17 protein-coding genes are annotated in these 21,860 nt (G+C 70.0%); 13 read left to right on the top strand and 4 right to left on the bottom strand.

Features of this window, described 5'->3' with window-relative positions; all coding sequences use genetic code 11:
• Window positions 1-96: 96 nt before the first annotated feature.
• On the top strand, window positions 97-1,119 hold the full coding sequence (locus tag ACWCXB_RS10875; protein WP_450721279.1) for a TerC family protein: 1,023 nt from the start codon (window positions 97-99) through the stop codon (window positions 1,117-1,119).
• Between the two features lie 192 nt (window positions 1,120-1,311).
• On the opposite strand, the gene ACWCXB_RS10870 is transcribed toward ACWCXB_RS10875, so the two are convergent.
• The 3 genes from ACWCXB_RS10870 to ACWCXB_RS10860 all read right to left on the bottom strand — a co-directional run bounded on the left by ACWCXB_RS10870 (window position 1,312) and on the right by ACWCXB_RS10860 (window position 4,173).
• On the bottom strand, window positions 1,312-2,592 hold the full coding sequence (locus tag ACWCXB_RS10870; protein ID WP_450721365.1) for an MFS transporter: 1,281 nt from the start codon (window positions 2,590-2,592) through the stop codon (window positions 1,312-1,314).
• Between the two features lie 192 nt (window positions 2,593-2,784).
• Window positions 2,785-3,441 carry an MBL fold metallo-hydrolase gene (locus ACWCXB_RS10865; RefSeq protein ID WP_450721277.1) on the bottom strand — a complete coding sequence of 219 codons (657 nt, stop codon included), beginning with the start codon at window positions 3,439-3,441 and terminating at the stop codon, window positions 2,785-2,787.
• Window positions 3,442-3,483: 42 nt separating this feature from the next.
• Entirely contained in the window at window positions 3,484-4,173 is a 690-nt protein-coding gene (locus ACWCXB_RS10860) for a maleylpyruvate isomerase family mycothiol-dependent enzyme (protein WP_450721275.1), read from the bottom strand.
• A 226-nt stretch (window positions 4,174-4,399) separates the two neighbouring features.
• Here ACWCXB_RS10860 and uvrA point away from each other — a divergent pair, with 226 nt between their 5' ends.
• Window positions 4,400-7,384, top strand: a complete 2,985-nt coding sequence (gene uvrA / locus ACWCXB_RS10855; protein WP_450721273.1) for an excinuclease ABC subunit UvrA — start codon at window positions 4,400-4,402, stop codon at window positions 7,382-7,384.
• Between the two features lie 203 nt (window positions 7,385-7,587).
• Here uvrA and ACWCXB_RS10850 read toward each other — a convergent pair whose 3' ends face one another.
• Window positions 7,588-8,505: a carbohydrate kinase family protein gene (locus ACWCXB_RS10850; protein ID WP_450721271.1), complete on the bottom strand. Its 918-nt coding sequence runs from the start codon at window positions 8,503-8,505 to the stop codon at window positions 7,588-7,590.
• A 276-nt stretch (window positions 8,506-8,781) separates the two neighbouring features.
• Here ACWCXB_RS10850 and ACWCXB_RS10845 point away from each other — a divergent pair, with 276 nt between their 5' ends.
• The 11 genes from ACWCXB_RS10845 (at window position 8,782) to ACWCXB_RS10795 (ending at window position 21,680) form a co-directional block, all read left to right on the top strand.
• Window positions 8,782-9,210: a Rieske (2Fe-2S) protein gene (locus tag ACWCXB_RS10845; protein WP_450721269.1), complete on the top strand. Its 429-nt coding sequence runs from the start codon at window positions 8,782-8,784 to the stop codon at window positions 9,208-9,210.
• A gap of 120 nt (window positions 9,211-9,330) precedes the next feature.
• Window positions 9,331-11,361 (top strand): excinuclease ABC subunit UvrC, encoded by a 2,031-nt coding sequence (gene uvrC / locus ACWCXB_RS10840; RefSeq protein WP_450721267.1) that lies wholly within the window; start codon window positions 9,331-9,333, stop codon window positions 11,359-11,361.
• Complete coding sequence (rapZ, locus tag ACWCXB_RS10835) at window positions 11,358-12,365, top strand: RNase adapter RapZ (RefSeq protein ID WP_450721265.1); 1,008 nt, start codon at window positions 11,358-11,360, stop codon at window positions 12,363-12,365. Before uvrC ends, rapZ begins: the two co-directional genes overlap by 4 nt.
• Complete coding sequence (locus ACWCXB_RS10830; RefSeq protein WP_450721263.1) at window positions 12,362-13,396, top strand: gluconeogenesis factor YvcK family protein; 1,035 nt, start codon at window positions 12,362-12,364, stop codon at window positions 13,394-13,396. Before rapZ ends, ACWCXB_RS10830 begins: the two co-directional genes overlap by 4 nt.
• Window positions 13,387-14,376, top strand: a complete 990-nt coding sequence (gene whiA, locus ACWCXB_RS10825; RefSeq protein WP_385411348.1) for a DNA-binding protein WhiA — start codon at window positions 13,387-13,389, stop codon at window positions 14,374-14,376. Before ACWCXB_RS10830 ends, whiA begins: the two co-directional genes overlap by 10 nt.
• A gap of 164 nt (window positions 14,377-14,540) precedes the next feature.
• Window positions 14,541-17,486: a M14 family zinc carboxypeptidase gene (locus ACWCXB_RS10820; RefSeq protein ID WP_450721261.1), complete on the top strand. Its 2,946-nt coding sequence runs from the start codon at window positions 14,541-14,543 to the stop codon at window positions 17,484-17,486.
• A gap of 193 nt (window positions 17,487-17,679) precedes the next feature.
• A complete protein-coding gene (gene gap / locus ACWCXB_RS10815) occupies window positions 17,680-18,684 on the top strand; it encodes a type I glyceraldehyde-3-phosphate dehydrogenase (RefSeq protein WP_450721259.1) in 1,005 nt (334 codons plus the stop codon).
• Window positions 18,685-18,886: 202 nt separating this feature from the next.
• Window positions 18,887-20,098 (top strand): phosphoglycerate kinase, encoded by a 1,212-nt coding sequence (locus ACWCXB_RS10810; protein WP_450721258.1) that lies wholly within the window; start codon window positions 18,887-18,889, stop codon window positions 20,096-20,098.
• Window positions 20,099-20,105: 7 nt separating this feature from the next.
• Complete coding sequence (tpiA, locus tag ACWCXB_RS10805; protein WP_450721256.1) at window positions 20,106-20,882, top strand: triose-phosphate isomerase; 777 nt, start codon at window positions 20,106-20,108, stop codon at window positions 20,880-20,882.
• 115 nt (window positions 20,883-20,997) lie between these two features.
• Window positions 20,998-21,234, top strand: a complete 237-nt coding sequence (secG, locus tag ACWCXB_RS10800; RefSeq protein ID WP_450721254.1) for a preprotein translocase subunit SecG — start codon at window positions 20,998-21,000, stop codon at window positions 21,232-21,234.
• A 110-nt stretch (window positions 21,235-21,344) separates the two neighbouring features.
• On the top strand, window positions 21,345-21,680 hold the full coding sequence (locus ACWCXB_RS10795) for an RNA polymerase-binding protein RbpA (protein ID WP_351225356.1): 336 nt from the start codon (window positions 21,345-21,347) through the stop codon (window positions 21,678-21,680).
• Window positions 21,681-21,860: the final 180 nt, after the last annotated feature.

Raw genomic sequence — 21,860 nt, 5'->3', positions numbered from 1 at the left:
GGGCGCCGGCCCGTGGTGCGGCAGCAGGCCGCCCGGGTGGAAGAGACCTCCGGCAGCGACGACGCTGATCAGTAGCCGTACGACGCCGGAGGCGCAGTGGACGTTTCATGGACCCTGTGGGGGCTGACCATTCTCGGTCTGGTCGCCCTGATCGCGGTCGACTTCTTCATCGGGCGCAAGCCGCACGATGTGTCGATCAAGGAAGCCGGAATCTGGACGGTCGTCTGGATCGTTCTCGCCGCACTCTTCGGCCTCGGTCTGCTGATGGCCGGCGAGACCCAGGCCTCGGGCGAGTTCTTTGCGGGCTTCATCACCGAGAAGTCGCTCAGTGTCGACAATCTCTTCGTCTTCGTCCTGATCATGGCGAAGTTCGCGGTGCCGTCCCACCTCCAGCAGCGGGTGCTGCTCGTGGGCGTCCTGATCGCACTCGTTCTGCGGGCCATCTTCATCGCCGCGGGCGCCGCGATCATCGCCAGCTTCTCGTGGGTCTTCTACATCTTCGGCGCGTTCCTGATCTTCACCGCCTGGAAGCTCATCCAGGAGGCGCGCTCCGACGAGGAGAAGGACGAGTTCGAGGAGAACCGCCTCCTCAAGTCCATCGAGAAGAAGTTCGGCGTCGCCGACCGGTACTACGGCACGAAGCTCTTCATCCGCGTCAACGGCAAGCGCGTGCTGACCCCGCTCATGGTCGTCATGCTCGCCATCGGCACCACCGACGTGCTGTTCGCGCTGGACTCCATTCCCGCGATCTTCGGCCTGACCCAGGACCCGTACATCGTCTTCACGGCCAACGCGTTCGCGCTGATGGGCCTGCGCCAGCTGTACTTCCTGATCGGCGGACTCCTGAAGAAGCTGGTCCACCTGAGCTACGGCCTGTCGGTGATCCTCGGCTTCATCGGCGTCAAGCTGGTGCTGCACGCGCTGCACGAGTCGGGGGTCCATGTCCCCGAGATCTCCATCCCGTTCTCGCTGGCGTTCATCTGCGGCGTGCTGATCATCACCACGATCACCAGCCTGATCGCCTCCAAGAAGCAGGAGGAGCGCGAAGCGGCCGAGGCCGCCGGGAAGGCGGCTGCCGGGGCAGGCGACACGGCGCAGAAGGACAGCATCGACGCCTGACGCACCTCGAGCGTCGGAAGGCGACGGGCGCGCCCGCGCACCCGCGCACCCGCGCGCCTGTGCGTACGGCAGCGGCTCCACGCGACGTACACGACAGAACACCGGCCGGGTTGCCCAGCAACGCGGCCGGTGTTCCCGTTCACGGCGCACCACGGCCCGGTCGACGGCGGGCGCAGCGGCCGCGACCGGTGCTCAGGCGGCCGCTCCCTCCTCCGCGGGCTCCACCACCGCCGCCCGCTCCGGCAGGGTCTCCGGCAGCAGTGCAAAGCACCCCAGGCTGAGCAGGGCGATCCCGGTCAGGTACGCGGCGACACCCCACGGCGGGCCGCTCCCGCCCGCCACGGCCGTGGCCACGATCGGTGTGAGCGCGCCGCCCAGGACACCCGCGAGGTTGTAGCCGACGGCCGCGCCGGTACACCGCACCCTCGGCTCGTACAGCTCCGGCAGATATGCCGCGACGACCGCGAACATGGTGATGAACGCCAGCATGGCGCCCAGGAACCCGGCGAACATCAGCAGCGGCTCGCCGGTCTGCAGCAGCGCCACCATGGGGAACATCCACAGCGCGGTGGCGGAGCACCCGATGAGGCAGAGCGGTCGCCGCCCGTAGCGGTCGCCGAGCATGGCGACGAAGGGCGTGGCGGCACCCTTGATCGCCACGGCCGCCATGATGCACGTGAGCATGGCCGTCCGGCTGACGCCGAGCCGCTCGGTGCCGTACGAGAGAGACCAGGTGGAGACGGCGTAGAAGACCGCGTACCCCACGGCCAGCGCCCCGGCGGTCAGCAGCACCAGCCGCCAGTGCCCGCGCAGTACCTCGGCCAGCGGAAGCCTGGCGGGTTCGCTGATCTGCCGGAACTGCGGAGTCTCCGCCAGCGAGCGGCGCAGCAGCAGTCCGCCCGCCGCGAGCAGCCCCGCCGCCCAGAACGGCACCCGCCAGCCCCACTCCCGGAACTCGGCATCTCCCAGTCCTGCCGACAGCGCCAGCATCACCCCGTTGGCCAGCAGAAATCCGACGGCCGGCCCGATCTGCGGGAAGCTCGCCCACAGCCCGCGCCGGGCGGCGGGTGCGTGCTCGGCGGTCAGCAGCACGGCACCGCCCCACTCGCCGCCCAGCCCGAGCCCCTGCAGAAAGCGCAGCACCAGCAGCAGTACGGGAGCGGCGACGCCGAGGCTCGCGTACGACGGGACACAGCCGACCAGGACCGTGGCCAGCCCGGTCAGCAGCAGCGAGGCGAACATCACCGGCCGCCGCCCGTGGCGGTCGCCGATGTGCCCGAACAGTACGGAACCGAGCGGACGCGAGACGAAGCCGACCGCGAACGTGCCGAAAGCGGCCAGCGTCCCCGCGAGCGGGGAGAACGTCGGGAAGAAAAGCGGCCCGAGCACCAGGGCGGCGGCGGTGCCGTACACGAAGAAGTCGTAGAACTCCACGGCCGTCCCGGCGAGCGAGGCCGCGGCGAGCCGCGGCAGGGAAACGGCGGGAACAGCAGCGGAGGAATCGGAGGGGCCGGAGGAAGCGGAGGGCTCGGAAGAAGCAGTAGGCAACGGAGCGTGACTTTTGCGCATGTCGCGCCAACTACCCGTGATCGCCCACGGTTACGGGGGCGTGAGGAAGCGCGGCATGGAACGGCATCGGCGCCCGGCGGGAACCCGGGCGTGAATTCACCAGCCGCGGGCGCGCCACTCCGGAAGATGCGGCCGCTCGGCGCCGAGCGTCGTGTCGTTGCCGTGCCCCGGGTAGACCCAGGTCTCGTCCGCGAGCTGGTCGAAGAGCTTCGTCTCCACGTCGTGGATCAGGCTCGCGAACGCCTTGGGGTCCTTGTGGGTGTTGCCGACCCCACCGGGGAAGAGACAGTCACCGGTGAAGACATGCGGATGGCCGTGCGGGTCGTCGTAGACCAGGGCGATGGACCCCGGGGTGTGGCCGACCAGATGGCGTGCGGTGAGCTCGACCCGGCCGACCCGGACGGTGTCGCCGTCTTCGAGGAGCACATCGGTGGGCACGGGGATGCCCTCGGCGTCGTACCGGCCCGCGTACGTGCGCGCGCCCGTGGCTTCGACCACCTCGGCCAGCGCCTGCCAGTGGTCGCCGTGCCGATGGGTGGTGACGACGGACGCGATGCCGTCGTCACCGATCAACGTGAGCAGGGTCTCGGACTCGTTGGCCGCGTCGATCAGCAGCTGCTCGCCGGTCGTCCGGCAGCGCAGCAGATACGCGTTGTTGTTCATCGGCCCGACCGCGACCTTGGAGATCATCAGGTCCGCCAGCTCGTGGACTTCCGCCGGACCGCCGACCTTGACCGCTCCGCTGTATGTCATGGGGTCAGCGTACTCAGCCGACTACGGCGGCGGCAGCACCGACTACAGCGGCGGCAGCTCCGGAAGCGGTCCGTCCGTGACCTCCAGTGCCGAGCCGTCCCGGCGGCCGGCCAGCCAGCCGAGCAGGTCGGGCGCCGGGCCCTTGACGGTGACGGGCCCGCCGTCGGCGCCGCCGCCCGTGGTCCACGTCCGGCCGTCGTCGGCGACGACCGCGGTGGACGGTACGTCCTTGTGCCCCGCGAAGCGCTCGGTGAGGAAGTCGATCTCGCGCTCCACGAAATCCGCCGGGAGGTCCTCCAGCTCGTAGCCGATGCCGAGATCGACGTGGTGCAGTTCGACCTCGACGAGGCGCCGGAAGGGGATACGGGCCGCCGCGTCCTTCACCCCGTTGCGCAGCTCGACGGTGCGGGACCAGTCGGCGTCCCCGGCGCCGGCGGCCTGGAAACGGGCGGCACTGTCGCGTACGTCGTCGAGCTGGACGGAGAGCGGCCTCGGCGCGTCCCGCTCGATGTCGGCATCGCGGGCCTCGCCGCTCACGTACATCGGACGGCCTTCGAGGACGTTGACGAGTGCGTCGGCGTTACGGGCGAGATGGGCGAGGACGTGGCCACGGCTCCAGCCGGTGAGCCGTGACGGCTCGGCGACCGCCGCGTTGTCCAGTCCGGAGGCTGCGTGAAGGAGCCGGTCGGTCGCCTCACGCACGGCGGCCAGGTCGCGCACAGGATCGATCATGGGGAAGACGATAGCCCCGCCACACGTTCGGGTGAAGGTGGTGGAGGGCGCCCGAAAATCGAATGCGCGTGCTATAGGCTCGGTAGAGGCATCCTTGGTAGTCAGGCATTCATCCGTCCGGCCGTCATCGATCAGGTGGCGCCCCTAGCCTGGAGCAGTCCGGGACGGGGCCGTCCCCCACTTCTTCACGACCTCTCTCAAGACTCAAGAAAGGTGCGGACCCGGCGTGGCCGACCGTCTCATCGTCCGTGGCGCTCGCGAGCACAATCTCAAGAACGTCTCGCTCGACCTCCCGCGTGACTCACTCATCGTCTTCACCGGGCTTTCGGGGTCGGGCAAGTCGTCGCTCGCGTTCGACACGATCTTCGCCGAGGGACAGCGCCGGTACGTCGAGTCGCTCTCCTCGTACGCCCGGCAGTTCCTCGGGCAGATGGACAAGCCGGACGTCGACTTCATCGAGGGCCTCTCCCCGGCCGTCTCGATCGACCAGAAGTCCACCTCGCGCAACCCGCGCTCGACGGTCGGCACGATCACCGAGGTCTACGACTACCTCCGGCTGCTCTTCGCCCGCATCGGCAAGCCGCACTGCCCCGAGTGCGGCCGCCCCATCTCGCGCCAGTCGCCGCAGGCCATCGTCGACAGGGTGCTGGAGCTGCCCGAGGGCAGCCGCTTCCAGGTGCTCTCGCCGCTCGTGCGCGAGCGCAAGGGAGAGTTCGTCGACCTCTTCTCCGACCTCCAGACCAAGGGCTACGCCCGGGCCAGGGTCGACGGGCAGACCGTCCAGCTCACCGATCCGCCCAAGCTGAAGAAGCAGGAGAAGCACACCATCGAGGTGGTCGTCGATCGCCTCACCGTCAAGGAGAGCGCCAAGCGCCGGCTCACCGACTCCGTCGAGACCGCGCTGGGCCTGTCCGGCGGCATGGTCGTCCTCGACTTCGTCGACCTCCCCGAGGACGACCCCGAGCGCGAGCGGATGTACTCGGAGCATCTGTACTGCCCGTACGACGACCTGTCGTTCGAGGAGCTCGAGCCCCGTTCCTTCTCCTTCAACTCGCCCTTCGGCGCCTGCCCGGACTGCACCGGCATCGGTACGCGCATGGAGGTCGACCCCGACCTGATCGTCCCCGACGAGGAGCGGTCGCTCGACGAGGGCGCGATCCACCCGTGGTCCCACGGCCACACCAAGGAGTACTTCGGGCGGCTGATCGGCGGGCTCGCCCAGGCACTCGGCTTCAGCACGGACATGCCCTGGGCAGGGCTGCCGCTGCGCGCCAGGAAGGCCCTGCTGTACGGGCACAAGACCCAGGTCGAGGTCCGGTACCGGAACCGGTACGGACGGGAGCGGGCGTACACCACCCCGGCGTTCGAAGGCGCCGTCGAGTTCGTCCGGCGGCGGCACAGCGAGGCCGAGAGCGACGCCAGCCGTGAGCGCTTCGAGGGCTATATGCGCGAGGTGCCCTGCCCGACCTGTGAGGGGACGCGCCTCAAGCCGATCGTCCTCGCGGTCACGGTCATGGAGAAGTCCATCGCCGAGGTCTCCGCGATGTCGATCAGCGAGTGCGCCGAGTTCCTCGGCGAGCTCAGGCTCAACGCCCGGGACAAGAAGATCGCCGAGCGGGTGCTGAAGGAGGTCAACGAGCGGCTGCGCTTCCTGGTCGACGTCGGCCTCGACTACCTCTCGCTGAACCGCGCGGCGGGCACGCTCTCCGGTGGCGAGGCGCAGCGCATCCGGCTCGCCACGCAGATCGGCTCCGGCCTGGTGGGTGTGCTGTATGTGCTGGACGAGCCGTCCATCGGCCTCCACCAGCGCGACAACCACCGCCTCATCGAAACGCTCGTCCGGCTGCGGGACATGGGCAACACGCTGATCGTCGTGGAGCACGACGAGGACACCATCAAGACCGCCGACTGGGTCGTCGACATCGGCCCGGGCGCCGGCGAGCACGGCGGCAAGGTCGTCCACTCCGGACCGCTGAAGCAACTCCTGGGCAACAAGGAGTCGATGACCGGGCTCTATCTGTCCGGGAAGAGGTCCATCCCGACGCCGGACATCCGGCGCCCCATGGACCCGACCCGCCGGCTGACGGTGCACGGCGCCCGGGAGAACAACCTGCGGGACATCGACGTGTCGTTCCCGCTCGGGGTCTTCACGGCCGTCACCGGAGTCTCCGGCTCCGGAAAGTCGACCCTGGTCAACGACATTCTGTACACGCACCTGGCGCGCGAGCTCAACGGCGCGAAGTCGGTGCCCGGGCGGCACACGCGGGTCGACGGCGACGACCTGGTCGACAAGGTCGTGCACGTCGACCAGTCGCCCATCGGCCGTACGCCCCGCTCCAACCCGGCGACGTACACCGGCGTCTTCGACCACGTCCGCAAGCTCTTCGCCGAGACGATGGAGGCGAAGGTGCGCGGCTATCTGCCCGGCCGCTTCTCCTTCAACGTCAAGGGCGGGCGGTGCGAGAACTGCGCGGGTGACGGCACCATCAAGATCGAGATGAACTTCCTGCCGGATGTGTACGTCCCGTGCGAGGTCTGCCACGGCGCGCGCTACAACCGGGAGACCCTGGAGGTCCACTACAAGGGCAAGTCGATCGCCGAGGTGCTGGACATGCCCATCGAGGAGGCCCTGCACTTCTTCGAGGCCGTCCCGACGATCGCCCGCCATCTGAAGACGCTCAACGAGGTGGGTCTCGGGTACGTCCGGCTCGGCCAGTCCGCACCGACGCTGTCGGGCGGCGAGGCGCAGCGCGTCAAGCTGGCGAGCGAGCTCCAGAAGCGGTCCACGGGCCGCACGGTCTATGTGCTCGACGAGCCGACCACCGGTCTGCACTTCGAGGACATCTCGAAGCTGATCAAGGTGTTGTCCAACCTGGTCGACAAGGGCAACACGGTGATCGTCATCGAGCACAACCTGGACGTCATCAAGACCGCGGACTGGGTCGTCGACATGGGCCCCGAGGGCGGCAGCGGCGGAGGCCTCGTCATCGCCGAAGGCACCCCCGAGGAGGTCGCGGGGGTCCCGGCGAGCCACACCGGCAAGTTCCTGCGGGACATCCTCAGCGCGGAGCGCATCAGCGACGCGGTGCCGCCGCAGTCCCGCAAGACGGCCGCGAAGAAGAAGGTGGTGGCGGCGAACTCCACCGCCACGAAGAAGGCGGCCACGGCCACGGCTCCGGTCCGCAAGGTCCGGGCCACGCGTAAGGCGTGACGCCGTGCCGGGTGGCGGGGCCGCGCCGGCCCCGCCCCCGGGCGCACTCAGCCTGTCCGGCGTTCGAGGACCTGTCCGGCGTTCGAGGACGGACATGCGGGGTTCACCTGCCGATGCCGGGCACCCTCTGAGCCCGTCCGGCGCTTGAGGGCGGACGCCTGGGCCGCCTCTCGGTACCGGGATCGGGCCCTGCCCCCGACGAGCTACGTGAGCTCCGCCGCGTACGGCGGCTCCGCGCCCGTGCGGGAGCAGGTGAGGGCGGCGGCGCGGGCCGCGAAGGCGAGGACCTCGGTCCAGGTGCGTTCGGTCAGGGCACCGAGCGCGGCCGGGGAGAGGGCGTCCCGGCGCGCCAGGTCATGGAGGAGCGCCGCGTTCACCGTGTCACCCGCGCCGATGGTGTCGGCCACCGTCACGGCGGCAGCCCGGACGGAGACCTCCACGCCGACCCGGGTGAACACCGTGAGGCCCCGCTCGCCGCGCGTCAGCACCACCGCGGCGGGGCCCGCCGCCAGCCACCGCTCCGGGGAGCCCCCCAGCCACTTCGCATCGTCCTCGGACAGCTTCAGCAGCGACACCGAGGGGAGCCAGCCCTCGAAGCGCGCCCGGTACGCGTCGGGATCGGCGATCAGCCCCGGGCGGATGTTCGGGTCGAGCAGGGTGAAGACTCCCCGCCCTGCCTCGCGCCGCAGGAGCGCCTCGTACGCGCTCGCACCCGGCTCCAGGATCAGCGAGCACGTCCCGAGCGCCAGCGCCCTGACCTCGGTAGGCAGTTCGGTCGGCAGCTCGAAGAGCCGGTCCGCGCTGCCGGCCGCGTAGAAGCCGTAACCCGCCGAGCCGTCCGCCCCGATCGCCGCGACCGCGAGCGTCGTCGGCTCCGGCCCGCGCTGCACCAGCGATGTCCCGGCGCCCGCAGCCCGTAGCCCGCCGACCAGCGCTTCGCCGAAGCCGTCCGTCGAGACACGGGAGCAGAAGGTGACGCGCGCGCCCAGCCGGGCGAGCGCCACGGCCGTGTTGTACGGGCCCCCGCCGAGCCGTGGCAGCAGCGGCGGCAGCGGTTCGCCGTCGACCGCCGCCCGCTGCGGGACCAGGTCGATCAGGGACTCACCGGCGACGACGATCACGGCTGGAAACGTAACCCATGGTTCCGGTCAGGCGACAGTGCGCCCATGGAGTGCGCCCATGGCGCCCGACCTCGGCTGAGCCCCGGCCGTGTCCGCGCCGTGTCCCTGGCCGTGTCCGCTCTGCGCCGCGCCGTGTCCCTGGCCGTGTCCGCTCTGCGCCCGCGCCGGGCCTGCTCCGGGCCCGTCCCCCGGACCCGCCCGCGGGCGCCGCGATCTGCGCCGGTATCGTCGGGTCTGTCACCGACGCCCACACCCGCCCCGACCAGTGGAGACTTCATGTCCGGCCAGCCCGCAGCCCGCCGTACCGTGCTGAAAGGCGCTGCCCTCGCCGGGGCCGCCGGGCTGGGGGTCGCCGCCTGCTCCACCGAGTCCAAGCTCGGCCACGCCCAGGTCCCGACCCCGACCGCGCCGGTCGACCTCGGTGCCGCGGACGCGGTCCCGGTCGGCGGCGCCAGGCTGTACCGCGAGCAGCGGCTCGTCGTGCACTGTCCGGCGAAGGGCGAGTACAAGGCGTTCAGCGCCCAGTGCACCCACGCGGGCTGCCTCCTGGACAAGCTGGAGGGCACCGAGGGCAACTGTCCCTGTCACGGCAGCCGCTTCGACGTCACCACCGGCGAGGCCGTCCGGGGCCCGGCGACCGTACCGCTCCCGGAGGTCCCGGTCACCGTGCGGGACGGAAAGCTCGTCGCGGGCCCGGACGCGTAACCGCCCGCACCCGGGGTCACCGCGCCCTCCCCCCGGACCGGTCACGGCGCCGTCACCCGCCGGGTCACGCCCTCCCATGGCGGGCCCCGGTTGTCGGCGGCCGCCAGTAGGGTGGGCGGCATGGCAGACCCCTCCAGCTACCGTCCCAAGCCGGGACAGATCCCCGACTCGCCAGGGGTCTACAGGTTCCGTGACGAGCACCGCCGGGTGATCTACGTCGGCAAGGCGAAGAGCCTGCGGCAGCGTCTCGCCAACTACTTCCAGGACCTGGCGAGTCTGCACCCGCGCACGCGCACGATGGTCACGACCGCCGCCTCCGTCGAGTGGACGGTCGTCTCCACCGAGGTGGAGGCGCTGCAGCTGGAGTACTCCTGGATCAAGGAGTTCGACCCCCGGTTCAACGTCAAGTACCGGGACGACAAGAGCTATCCGTATCTCGCGGTGACGATGAACGAGGAGTTCCCGCGGGTCCAGGTCATGCGCGGGGCCAAGCGGAAGGGTGTGCGCTACTTCGGTCCGTACGGGCACGCGTGGGCGATCCGCGAGACCGTCGATCTGATGCTCCGGGTCTTTCCCGTGCGGACCTGCTCGGCCGGCGTCTTCAAGAACGCCGCCCGGACCGGCCGCCCCTGCCTGCTCGGCTACATCGGCAAATGCTCGGCGCCGTGTGTGGAGCGGGTCACCCCGGAGGAGCACCGCGAACTGGCCGAGCAGTTCTGCGACTTCATGGCCGGCCGCACCGGCACGTACATCCGGCGCCTGGAGAAGGACATGATGGCGGCCGCCGAGGAGATGGAGTACGAGCGGGCGGGCCGGCTGCGCGACGACATAGGGGCCCTCAAGCGGGCCATGGAGAAGAACGCGGTGGTGCTGGCCGATGCCACCGACGCCGATCTGATCGCGGTCGCCGAGGACGAGCTGGAGGCCGCCGTCCAGATCTTCCACGTCCGCGGCGGACGGGTGCGCGGCCAGCGCGGCTGGGTCACCGACAAGGTCGAGGCGGTCGACACCGCGGGACTGGTCGAGCACGCACTGCAGCAGCTCTACGGGGAGGAGAGCGGCGACGCCGTCCCCAAGGAGGTCCTCGTCCCGGCCCTCCCCGAGGATCTCGACACGGTCACCCAGTGGCTGAGCGGCCGGCGCGGGGCGAACGTGTCGCTGCGCATACCGCAGCGCGGCGACAAGAAGGACCTGATGGCGACGGTCGAGCGCAACGCGCAGCAGGCCCTCGTCCTGCACAAGACGAAGCGCGCCAGCGATCTCACGACCCGCTCCCGGGCCCTGGAGGAGATCGCGGAGGCGCTGGACCTGGACTCGGCGCCGCTGCGGATCGAGTGCTTCGACATCTCGCATCTGCAGGGCGAGGACGTCGTCGCGTCCATGGTCGTCTTCGAGGACGGGCTGCCCCGCAAGAGCGAGTACCGGCGCTTCCAGATCAAGGGCTTCGTGGGCCAGGACGACGTGCGCTCGATGCACGAGGTGATCAGCAGGCGCTTCAAGCGCTATCTGGCCGAGAAGGAGAAAACGGGGGAGTGGTCGGCCGAGGACGGTGAGGCCGTCGGTGAGGTGCCGGCGGACGAGGGCAACGGGAAGCCGAAGCGGTTCGCGTACCCTCCCCAGCTCGTGCTCGTCGACGGCGGTCAGCCGCAGGTCGCGGCCGCCCAGCGGGCCCTGGACGAGCTGGGCATCGACGATGTCGCCGTGTGCGGCATCGCGAAGCGGATGGAGGAGCTCTGGCTGCCGGGCGAGGACGACCCCGTCGTGCTCCCGCGCTCCAGCGAGGGGCTCTACCTCATCCAGCGCGTCCGTGACACCGCTCACGACTTCGCGATCCGATACCAGCGCTCCAAGCGCACCAAGCGGCTGCGCATCAGCCCGCTGGACGCCGTCCCCGGCCTCGGCGAGACCCGCAAGCAAGCTCTGATCAAGCATTTCGGCTCGGTGAAGCGCCTGAGGCAGGCGACAATCGAGCAGATCTGCGAGGTGCCGGGCATGGGCAGGAAGACGGCCGAGTCCGTCGTCGTTGCCCTTGCCCAGGCGGCCCCGGCCGCGCCCGCCGTGAACACGGCGACAGGAGAGATCATTGAAGAGGAAGCGGACGACGGGGTTCCGGCAGCACGCACGACCGAGGACGGGGGAAGCACGGAATGACCGCCCAGGACAGAGCCGGGCAGCAGGACGGTGCTGAGCAGCAGGACGATGCTGACCAGCGCGGCCGCACAGACCGAGAAGAACACGGAGCAGGAGACGTGAGTACGGGTACGACGAGCGAGGCCGGGCAGGCCGCCGACGCGGCCATCCCCGAGCTGGTGATCATCTCCGGTATGTCGGGCGCGGGCCGCAGCACCGCGGCGAAGTGCCTGGAGGACCTCGGCTGGTTCGTCGTCGACAACCTGCCGCCCGCGCTGATCCCCACCATGGTGGAGCTCGGCGCACGGTCCCAGGGCAACGTGGCCCGTATCGCCGTCGTCGTGGACGTCCGCGGCCGGCGGTTCTTCGACAACCTCCGCGAGTCCCTCGCGGACCTCGACGCCAAGCAGGTCACCCGGCGGATCGTCTTCCTGGAGTCGTCCGACGAGGCCCTGGTGCGCCGCTTCGAGTCCGTGCGCCGCCCGCACCCGCTGCAGGGCGACGGCCGGATCGTCGACGGCATCGCCGCCGAGCGGGACCTCCTGCGGGAGCTGCGCGGCGACGCCGACCTGGTGATCGACACCTCCAGCCTCAACGTCCACGAGCTGCGGGCCAAGATGGACGCCCAGTTCGCGGGCGACGAGGAGCCGGAGCTGCGGGCCACGGTCATGTCGTTCGGCTACAAGTACGGTCTGCCGGTCGACGCCGACCTCGTGGTGGACTGCCGCTTCCTGCCGAACCCGCACTGGGTTCCGGAGCTGCGCCCCTTCACCGGCCTCAACGAGGAGGTGTCGGGCTATGTCTTCAACCAGCCGGGCGCCAAGGAGTTCCTCAACCAGTACACCGAGCTGCTGCAGCTGATCGCCGCCGGCTACCGGCGCGAGGGCAAGCGGTACGTGACCATCGCCATCGGCTGCACCGGCGGCAAGCACCGCTCCGTCGCCATGTCCGAGAAGCTCGCCGCCCGCCTCGGCTCCGAAGGGATCGAGACCGTCGTCGTCCACAGGGACATGGGGCGCGAGTGACCGGTCGTAATCTCCGTCTGCGCCGGCTGCGGGGCAGCGACGCTCTCCGCACCGGCCGCAGGCGCGGCGCCCAGCCCAAGGTCGTCGCGCTCGGCGGCGGGATGGGGCTCTCGGCGTCTCTCGCGGCCCTGCGTCGCATCACCGGCGACCTCACCGCGGTCGTCACCGTCGCCGACGACGGCGGCTCCAGCGGCCGGCTCCGGGAGGAGCTCGGCGTGCTGCCCCCCGGCGACCTCCGCAAGGCGCTCGCGGCGCTGTGCGGCGACGACGACTGGGGGCAGACCTGGGCGAGGGTCATCCAGCACCGCTTCCAGTCGCACGGCGAGCTGCACGAGCACGCGGTCGGCAATCTGCTGATCGTGGCCCTGTGGGAGCAGCTCGGCGACCATGTGCAGGCCCTGGACCTGGTCGGCAAGCTGCTCGGCGCGCACGGCAGGGTGCTGCCCATGTCCGCCGTGCCGCTGGAGCTGCAGGCGCTGGTCAAGGGGCATGACCCGGCACGTCCCGACGAGGTCGGGACGGTCCGGGGCCAGGCGACGGTCGCGCTCACCCCGGGCGAGGTGCAGTCCGTGCACCTCGTGCCGAACGATCCGCCGGCCGTCCCGGAGGCCGTCGCGGCCGTCCTCGACGCCGACTGGGTCGTGCTCGGCCCCGGATCATGGTTCTCGTCGGTGATCCCGCACCTGCTCGTCCCCGAGCTGCTGGACGCGCTCGTCGAGACGAAGGCACGTCGCGTGCTGTCCCTCAACCTGGCGCCGCAGCCCGGAGAAACGGAAGGCTTCTCCCCGCAGCGTCATTTGGAGGTTTTGGGACGACACGCCCCTAAACTCGCCCTGGACGTGGTGCTGGCCGACGAGGCCGCCGTGCCCGACCGCGAGTCCCTCGCCGACGCCGCCGAGCGGTTCGGTGCCGCGGTCGAGCTGGCGCCGGTGGCCCGGCCCGACGGTACTCCGAAGCACGATCCGGAGCTCCTGGCCGCCGCGTACGACCGTATTTTTCGGATGCATGGAAGGATCGGCCCATGGCGATGACGGCAGCGGTGAAGGACGAAATCTCCCGGCTCCCCGTCACCCGGACCTGCTGCAGAAAGGCGGAGGTCTCGGCGATCCTTCGGTTCGCGGGCGGACTGCACCTGGTCAGCGGCCGCATTGTGATCGAGGCGGAGCTGGACACGGGTATCGCGGCGCGCAGGCTCCGCAAGGACATCCTGGAGATCTTCGGACACTCGTCGGATCTTGTGGTGATGGCTCCCGGCGGACTGCGGCGCGGCTCGCGTTATGTCGTACGGGTCGTGGCGGGCGGCGACCAGCTGGCCCGGCAGACGGGTCTGGTCGACGGCCGTGGCCGCCCCATCCGCGGGCTGCCCCCGCAGGTCGTGTCGGGCGCGACGTGCGACGCGGAGGCGGCGTGGCGCGGGGCCTTCCTGGCGCACGGCTCGCTCACCGAGCCCGGCCGCTCCTCCTCGCTGGAGGTGACCTGCCCCGGTCCGGAGGCCGCTCTGGCGCTGGTCGGCGCCGCGCGCCGGCTCTCCATCGCCGCGAAGGCCCGTGAGGTGCGCGGGGTCGACCGGGTCGTGGTCCGTGACGGCGACGCCATCGGGGCGCTGCTCACCAGGCTCGGCGCACACGAGTCGGTGCTGGCCTGGGAGGAGCGGCGGATGCGCCGTGAGGTCCGCGCCACGGCCAACCGCCTCGCCAACTTCGACGACGCCAACCTCCGCCGCTCGGCCCGCGCCGCGGTGGCCGCCGGCGCCCGGGTGCAGCGCGCGCTGGAGATCCTCGGCGAGGAGGTGCCCGAGCACCTGGCAGCCGCGGGCCGGCTGCGCATGGAGCACAAGCAGGCATCCCTCGAGGAGTTGGGTGCCCTCGCGGACCCGCCGTTGACGAAGGACGCGGTCGCGGGCCGCATCCGCCGCCTCCTGGCGATGGCCGACAAGCGCGCCCAGGACCTCGGGATCCCGGGCACGGAGTCCAGCCTCACCGAGGAGATGGCCGACGGTCTCGTCGGATAACGACCACCGCTGTCCCCCGGCAGAGTGAATTTCCCCGCTGCCGACGCCCATTGGAGCGTCGGCAGCGGCGTGTCGCGTGGCCCCCGGGCATCTTGACATGATCATGAACAGTCATGAGCCTGGCATCTGTTTTCTTTCGCGACAGACGAAAGCAAGGGGGGCCAATGAGACGAAGAGCGAGATCGATCCTCGCCGCGACCTCACTCCTGATCGCCGGTCTGGCAGCCGCACCGCTCGCCCAGGCCGACCAGGGCGGAGAGGACGAAGGACTCTCCGTATGGCATGCGAAAGTCACCAAGGCGCAAGTGCCGCTGCTCCTCGCGGCCGGCGCCGACGGGCATGAACTGACCGAGCACGTGCCCGACAAGGGCACCGCCACCATCGAGATGTACCTCACCGACGACCAGGCCGGTCAGCTCCGTGGCCAGGGCGTCAGCATCAGCGAGCACACGGTCTCCGCCGCGGCACAGAAGCGCGCCGCGGCCGCCGGGGACGGCGTCTTCCGTCCGTACGGCGGCGAAGGCGGCCTGAAGCAGGAGATCCTCGCCACGGCCGCGGCCAACCCCTCGATCACCAAGGTCGTCAGCATCGGCAAGAGCCTAAAGGGCCAGGACATCCTCGCCCTCAAGCTCACCAAGGGCGCCAAGAAGTACCGCGACGGCGCCAAGCCCTCCACCCTCTACCTCTCCAACCAGCACGCCCGCGAGTGGATCACCCCCGAGATGACCCGGCGGCTGCTCCACCACTACCTCGCCGGCTACGGCAAGGACCCGCGCATCACCAGGATCGTGGACTCCACCGAGCTGTGGTTCGTGCTCTCCGCCAACCCCGACGGTTACGACTACACGCACGCGCCCGACGGCAACCGCCAGTGGCGCAAGAACCTCCGCGACAACAACGGCGACGGCAGGATCGCCCCCGGCGACGGCGTCGACCTCAACCGCAACTTCGCCTACAAGTGGGGCTACGACAACGAGGGTTCGTCCCCCGACCCCGCCGACGAGACCTATCGCGGCACGGGCCCCGGCTCCGAGCCCGAGACCAAGGCCCTCGACGCCTTCGAGAGGCGCATCGGCTTCGAGTACGGCATCAACTACCACTCCGCCGCCCAACTGCTGCTCTACGGTGTGGGCTGGCAGGTCGGCACCCCGACCCCGGACGACGTCCTCTACAAGTCCCTCGCCGGCACGCCGCAGAACTCCGCCGTCCCCGGCTACCGCCCGCAGCTCTCCTCCGAGCTCTACACCACCAACGGCGAGGCCGACGGCCACGCGGCCAACGTCAACGGGATGATGATGTTCACCCCCGAGATGTCGACGTGCGCGACCGCGTCCCGGGTGGATCCGAACGACCCCTGGGAGCCGGCCGCCTGCGCGTCCGTCTTCACCTTCCCCGACGACGAGAAGCTGATCCAACAGGAGTTCGTCAAGAACATCCCGTTCGCGCTCGCCGTCGCCGAGACCGCAGCCCACCCCGACCAGCCGTCCTCCCCGGTCGGCATCGACGCCCCGGACTTCACGCCGGACGCCTTCCCGGTCTCGTACGCCCGCGGCGACCAGGAAGTCTCCGTCACCGCCCGCAGGTCGCTGCGCGACAAGGAGCTCAACTACCGCATCAACGGCGGGCGCCCGCACGACGATGACCTGACGCCCTGGAAGGGCGGCGACGTCTACGGCGGCGAGGACAACAGCCACTTCGACCAGTACCGCGCCGAGGTCGAGGACACCCGGCCGGGTGACACGGTCCAGGTCTGGTTCACCGGCCGCACCCGCGACGGCAAACGCGTCTCCAGCACCCCGTTCACGTACACCGTCGCCGAACGGCCCCGCGCCGACACCCTCGTCATCGCCGAGGAAGGCGTCCCCGGCACCCCCGCCCAGCACATCGCCGCCTACACCAAGGCGCTCGCCGACAACGGCCGCAAGGCCGCCGTCTGGGACGTCGCCACCCAGGGCACCCCGCACGCCCTCGGCGTGCTGTCCCACTTCAAGACCGTCGTCTGGTACACGGGCGCCGGCAAACCGTCCGGCCCGGTGATGTTCGCCGTCCGCGACTTCGTCAACGAGGGCGGCAAGCTCATCAACGCCGGTGAGGAGAACGGCGGGAACATCAACATCGGCCGCGCCGAGTCCGACGACTTCGCCCAGTACTACCTCGGCGCGTACCGCCGCGCCGGACTGAAGTCCCCGCCCGGATTCGCCGGAACGGGACTCTTCGCGGGAACGAAGGCGGTCCTCGGCGACGCCACGGCCAACCCGCTGAACACGGCGGGCGCGTACACCGTCACCTCCGACACCCTGAAGCCCGATCAGTTCCCGCAGTTCCGCAGCTCGGCAGCGGGCGACTACCCCGGCGTACGGACCCCCTTCGAGCCGTACGAAGGCAGCTCCTTCGCTGCGGCCCGGCACTCCGACGACTCCTGGACGCGGCTGAGCCGGACGGTCGACCTGACCGGCACGGCGGCGTCGGCCACGCCCAGCCTCCGGTTCCAGCTCAGCTACGACACCGAGGAGCACTACGACAACGTGGTCGTCGAGGCCCACACCGTCGGCCAGGACGACTGGACGACCCTGCCCGACGCCAACGGCGGCACGACCACCGGGACACCCGCGGAATGCGACGCGGGCTTCTACATCGGCGGTCACCCCTTCCTCGCCCACTACCTCACCATCGGAGCCGACAGCTGTGCGCCGACCGGAACGACGGGCGCCTGGAACCGCTTCACCGGCAGCTCCAACGGCTGGCAGCCGGTCTCCGTCGACCTGAGTGCCTATGCGGGCAAGCAGGTCGAGCTGTCCATCTCCTACATCTCCGACCCGGGCACCGGCGGCCTCGGTGTCTTCGCCGACGACACGAGCCTCGCCATCGGCGGCACCCCGCAGGGCGCGGAGGGCTTCGAGACCTCCCTCGGCCCCTGGAGCGTGACCGGACCGCCGGCCGGCAGCCCGGGCAACGGCTCCGACTGGGCGCGCTCACCCGCCCTCTTCCACTCCTACGCGGCCGTCACCACCGATGACACCGTGCTCCTCGGCTTCGGCCTGGAGCATGTGGCGAGCGCGGCCGAGCGCAAGCAGATCATCGGAAGGGCGCTGAGCGCGCTCCGGCGTTGACACTGTGTAGTCGGACAGGGTCCCGGTGGTCCGTACTTGTCGGTAGGTACGGGCCACCGGTTTGCGCCCTGATGTACGGGCGTGCTCGATGTCACTCCGGCTGCCCCGGGGAGGTAGGGTCATAAGCGGTCGGGGACATCCCATACAGCTCGCCGGCGTCAAAAGCCGGCGTACCAACGAGGAGATCGGTTTCGTGACGATCCGCGTAGGCATCAACGGCTTTGGCCGCATCGGTCGTAACTACTTCCGCGCGCTGCTGGAGCAGGGTGCTGACATCGAGATCGTGGCTGTCAACGACCTGGGTGACACCGCGACCACTGCTCACCTGCTGAAGTACGACACCATCCTGGGCCGCCTCAAGGCGGACGTCAGCCACACCGCCGACACCATCACGGTCGACGGCCACACCATCAAGGTGCTCTCCGAGCGCAACCCGGCCGACATCCCGTGGGGTGAGCTGGGCGTCGACATCGTCATCGAGTCGACCGGCATCTTCACGAAGAAGGCCGACGCCGAGAAGCACATCGCCGGTGGCGCCAAGAAGGTCCTCATCTCGGCTCCGGCCACCAACGAGGACATCACCATCGTCATGGGCGTCAACCAGGACAAGTACGACGCGGCCAACCACCACGTCATCTCCAACGCCTCCTGCACCACCAACTGCGTGGCGCCGATGGCCAAGGTTCTCGACGAGAACTTCGGCATCGTCAAGGGCATGATGACCACGGTCCACGCGTACACGAACGACCAGCGCATCCTGGACTTCCCGCACAAGGACCTGCGCCGCGCCCGCGCCGCCGCGGAGAACATCATCCCGACCTCGACGGGTGCCGCCAAGGCCACCGCCCTGGTCCTCCCGCAGCTCAAGGGCAAGCTGGACGGCATCGCCATGCGCGTCCCGGTTCCGACCGGCTCCGTCACCGACCTGGTTCTGGAGCTCGACCGCGAGGTCACCAAGGACGAGATCAACACCGCCTTCCAGAAGGCCGCCGAGGGCCAGCTCCAGGGCATCCTGGAGTACACCGAGGACCCGATCGTCTCCTCGGACATCGTGAACTGGCCGGCCTCCTGCACCTTCGACTCCTCCCTGACCATGGTCCAGGGCAAGCAGGTCAAGGTCGTCGGCTGGTACGACAACGAGTGGGGCTACTCCAACCGCCTGGTCGACCTGACCGTCTTCGTCGGCAACCAGCTCTGATCAGCGGCCGGTAGGCACCTCGATGTAAGCGCAGGGCTCGGGCAGCGCAACGACGCGCTGGACGGGCCCTGTGGCTTGTCCCCTCTTTGCGGCTGAACCGCCGCCGCTCCCGCGGACGTGGTTGTGCGCCGCACGGGTTGCTCAATTAGTGGTTGCTGCGCTCCTCGCAAGACGTGGAGCCGCTCCTAGGAGTCATTCAGACATGAAGACGATTGACGAACTTCTCGCCGAAGGCGTCACCGGCAAGCGGGTCTTCGTCCGCGCCGACCTCAACGTGCCGCTCTACGGCACCTCCATCACCGACGACGGCCGCATCCGCGCCGTGCTGCCCACCGTGAAGGCCCTCGCCGACGCGGGTGCCCGGGTCGTCGTCGCCTCGCACCTGGGTCGCCCGAAGGGCGCCCCGGACCCGGCGTTCACGCTCGCCCCGGCGGCCGCGCGCCTCGGTGAACTGCTCGGCGCCGACGTGGCGTTCGCGACCGACACGGTCGGCGAGTCGGCGCGTACGACCGTCGACGGCCTCGCCGACGGCCACGTCGCGGTCATCGAGAACCTCCGCTTCAACGCCGGCGAGACGTCCAAGGACGACGCCGAGCGCGGTGCCTTCGCCGACCAGCTCGCCGCTCTCGCCGATGTGTACGTCGGCGACGGCTTCGGGGCCGTCCACCGCAAGCACGCCTCGGTGTACGACCTCCCGGCGCGGCTGCCGCACGCCGCCGGCTACCTCATCGCCACCGAGGTCGGCGTGCTCAAGAAGCTCACCGAGGACGTCAAGCGGCCGTACGTGGTCGTCCTCGGCGGCGCCAAGGTCTCCGACAAGCTCGCCGTCATCGACCAGCTGCTGGGCAAGGCCGACCGCCTCCTGATCGGCGGCGGCATGGCGTACACCTTCCTCAAGGCCAAGGGGTACGAGGTCGGCATCTCCCTCCTGCAGGAGGACCAGATCCCGACGGTGACCGAGTACATGGAGCGCGCCGAGAAGAACGGTGTCGAGCTCGTGCTGCCGGTCGACATCCTGGCCTCGGCGGACTTCCCGGACCTGAAGACCAAGGCCCCGGCCGAGTACATCACGGTCGACGCCGACAAGATCCCCTCCGACAAGGAGGGGCTGGACATCGGCCCGCGCACCCGCGAGCTGTACGCGTCCAAGATCGCCGACGCCGAGACCGTCTTCTGGAACGGCCCGGTGGGCGTCTTCGAGCACCCCGACTACGCGGGCGGCACCAGCGCGATCGCCCAGGCGCTCGTGGACAGCAAGGCCTTCACGGTCGTCGGCGGTGGCGACTCGGCCGCCGCCGTCCGCACGCTCGGCTTCGACGAAAACGCATTCGGCCACATTTCGACCGGTGGCGGCGCGAGCCTCGAGTACCTCGAGGGCAAGACGCTGCCCGGCCTCGCCGCACTGGAGGACTGACACTTTCATGACTACGCGCATCCCGCTGATGGCGGGCAACTGGAAGATGAACCTCAACCACCTCGAGGCCATCGCCCACGTCCAGAAGCTCGCGTTCGCCCTGGCGGACAAGGACTACGACGCCGTCGAGGTCGCCGTCCTGCCGCCCTTCACCGATCTGCGCTCTGTGCAGACCCTGGTGGACGGCGACAAGCTCAAGATCAAGTACGGCGCCCAGGACATCTCGGGGCACGACTCCGGTGCGTACACCGGTGAGATCTCGGGCCCCATGCTCGCCAAGCTGAAGTGCACCTACGTCACCGTGGGCCACTCCGAGCGGCGCCAGTACCACGGTGAGTCCGACGCGCTCTGCAACGCCAAGGTGAAGGCCGCGTTCAAGCACGGCCTGACCCCGATCCTCTGCGTCGGCGAGGGCCTGGACGTCCGCAAGGCCGGCCAGCAGGTCCAGTACACGCTGAACCAGATCGACGGCGGTCTGAAGGACATCCCGGCCGAGCAGGCCGAGTCCATCGTGATCGCGTACGAGCCCGTCTGGGCCATCGGCACCGGTGAGGTGGCCACCCCGGAGGACGCCCAGGAGGTCTGCGGGGCGATCCGCGGCCGGCTGGCCGAGCTGTACAGCCACGAGCTGGCCGACAAGGTGCGGATCCAGTACGGCGGCTCGGTGAAGGCCGGCAACGTGGCGGCGATCATGGCTCAGCCCGACGTGGACGGCGCCCTGGTCGGCGGGGCGGCGCTGGACGCGGACGAGTTCGTCAAGATCGTCCGGTTCCGTGACCAGTGAGTAGGCCGTAGAGCCGATCCGTCGTACCCTTGCGGGGGCCGAGGCTTTCGGGCCCGGCCCCCGTCTCCTTGATCATTAGTTCAGTCCTGTCCCGTCCGAGGAAGTTGGTCCAGCCGTGATTATGGGGTTCTCGATCGCCCTGATCGTCTTCAGCCTGCTGCTGATGCTGCTGGTGCTGATGCACAAGGGGAAGGGCGGCGGCCTCTCCGACATGTTCGGTGGCGGAATGCAGTCGTCCGTCGGTGGCTCCTCGGTCGCCGAGCGCAACCTCGACCGCATCACCGTCGTCATCGGTCTGATGTGGTTTGCCTGCATTGTCGTACTTGGTCTGCTGATGAAACTGGGCAGCTGACCCACTCCGGGCGTCCCGGGGGTGGGGGTGTAACTCCAATCACTGGACGCGCGTTGGGCCTTACGTAGACTGGGGCATCTTCGAGCACCATCACGCAGGGAGTTACGACCGTGGCAAGTGGCAACGCGATCCGGGGAAGCCGGGTCGGAGCGGGGCCGATGGGGGAGGCCGAGCGGGGCGAATCCGCACCGCGTCTCCGCATCTCCTTCTGGTGCTCGAACGGGCACGAGACGCAGCCGAGCTTCGCCAGTGACGCACAGGTTCCGGAGAGCTGGGACTGCCCGCGCTGTGGGTTCCCGGCCGGTCAGGACCGGGACAATCCGCCGGACCCGCCGCGCACCGAGCCGTACAAGACGCATCTGGCGTATGTGCGCGAGCGGCGCAGCGACGCGGACGGGGAGGCGATCCTCGCCGAGGCGCTGGCCAAGCTCCGGGGCGAGATCTGAGCGGTCGACGCTCAGTGGATCGACACTGAGCGGTCGACGCCGAGGGGCCCGCCCCCCAGCGGTCGACGTTCAGCAGCCGACATCGGGCCCGGCCCACGCGGCCATGATCGACCGCCGTCCGGCGGTCGTCGTGCGGTGCGCCAACGCCGGAGACGTCATGGCCGCGGTCGACTTCGCACG

Source organism: Streptomyces sp. NPDC001514, assembly GCF_053597075.1.
The sequence above is the reverse complement of the archived record's forward strand: the minus strand, read 5'-3'. Positions and strand labels throughout refer to the sequence as shown.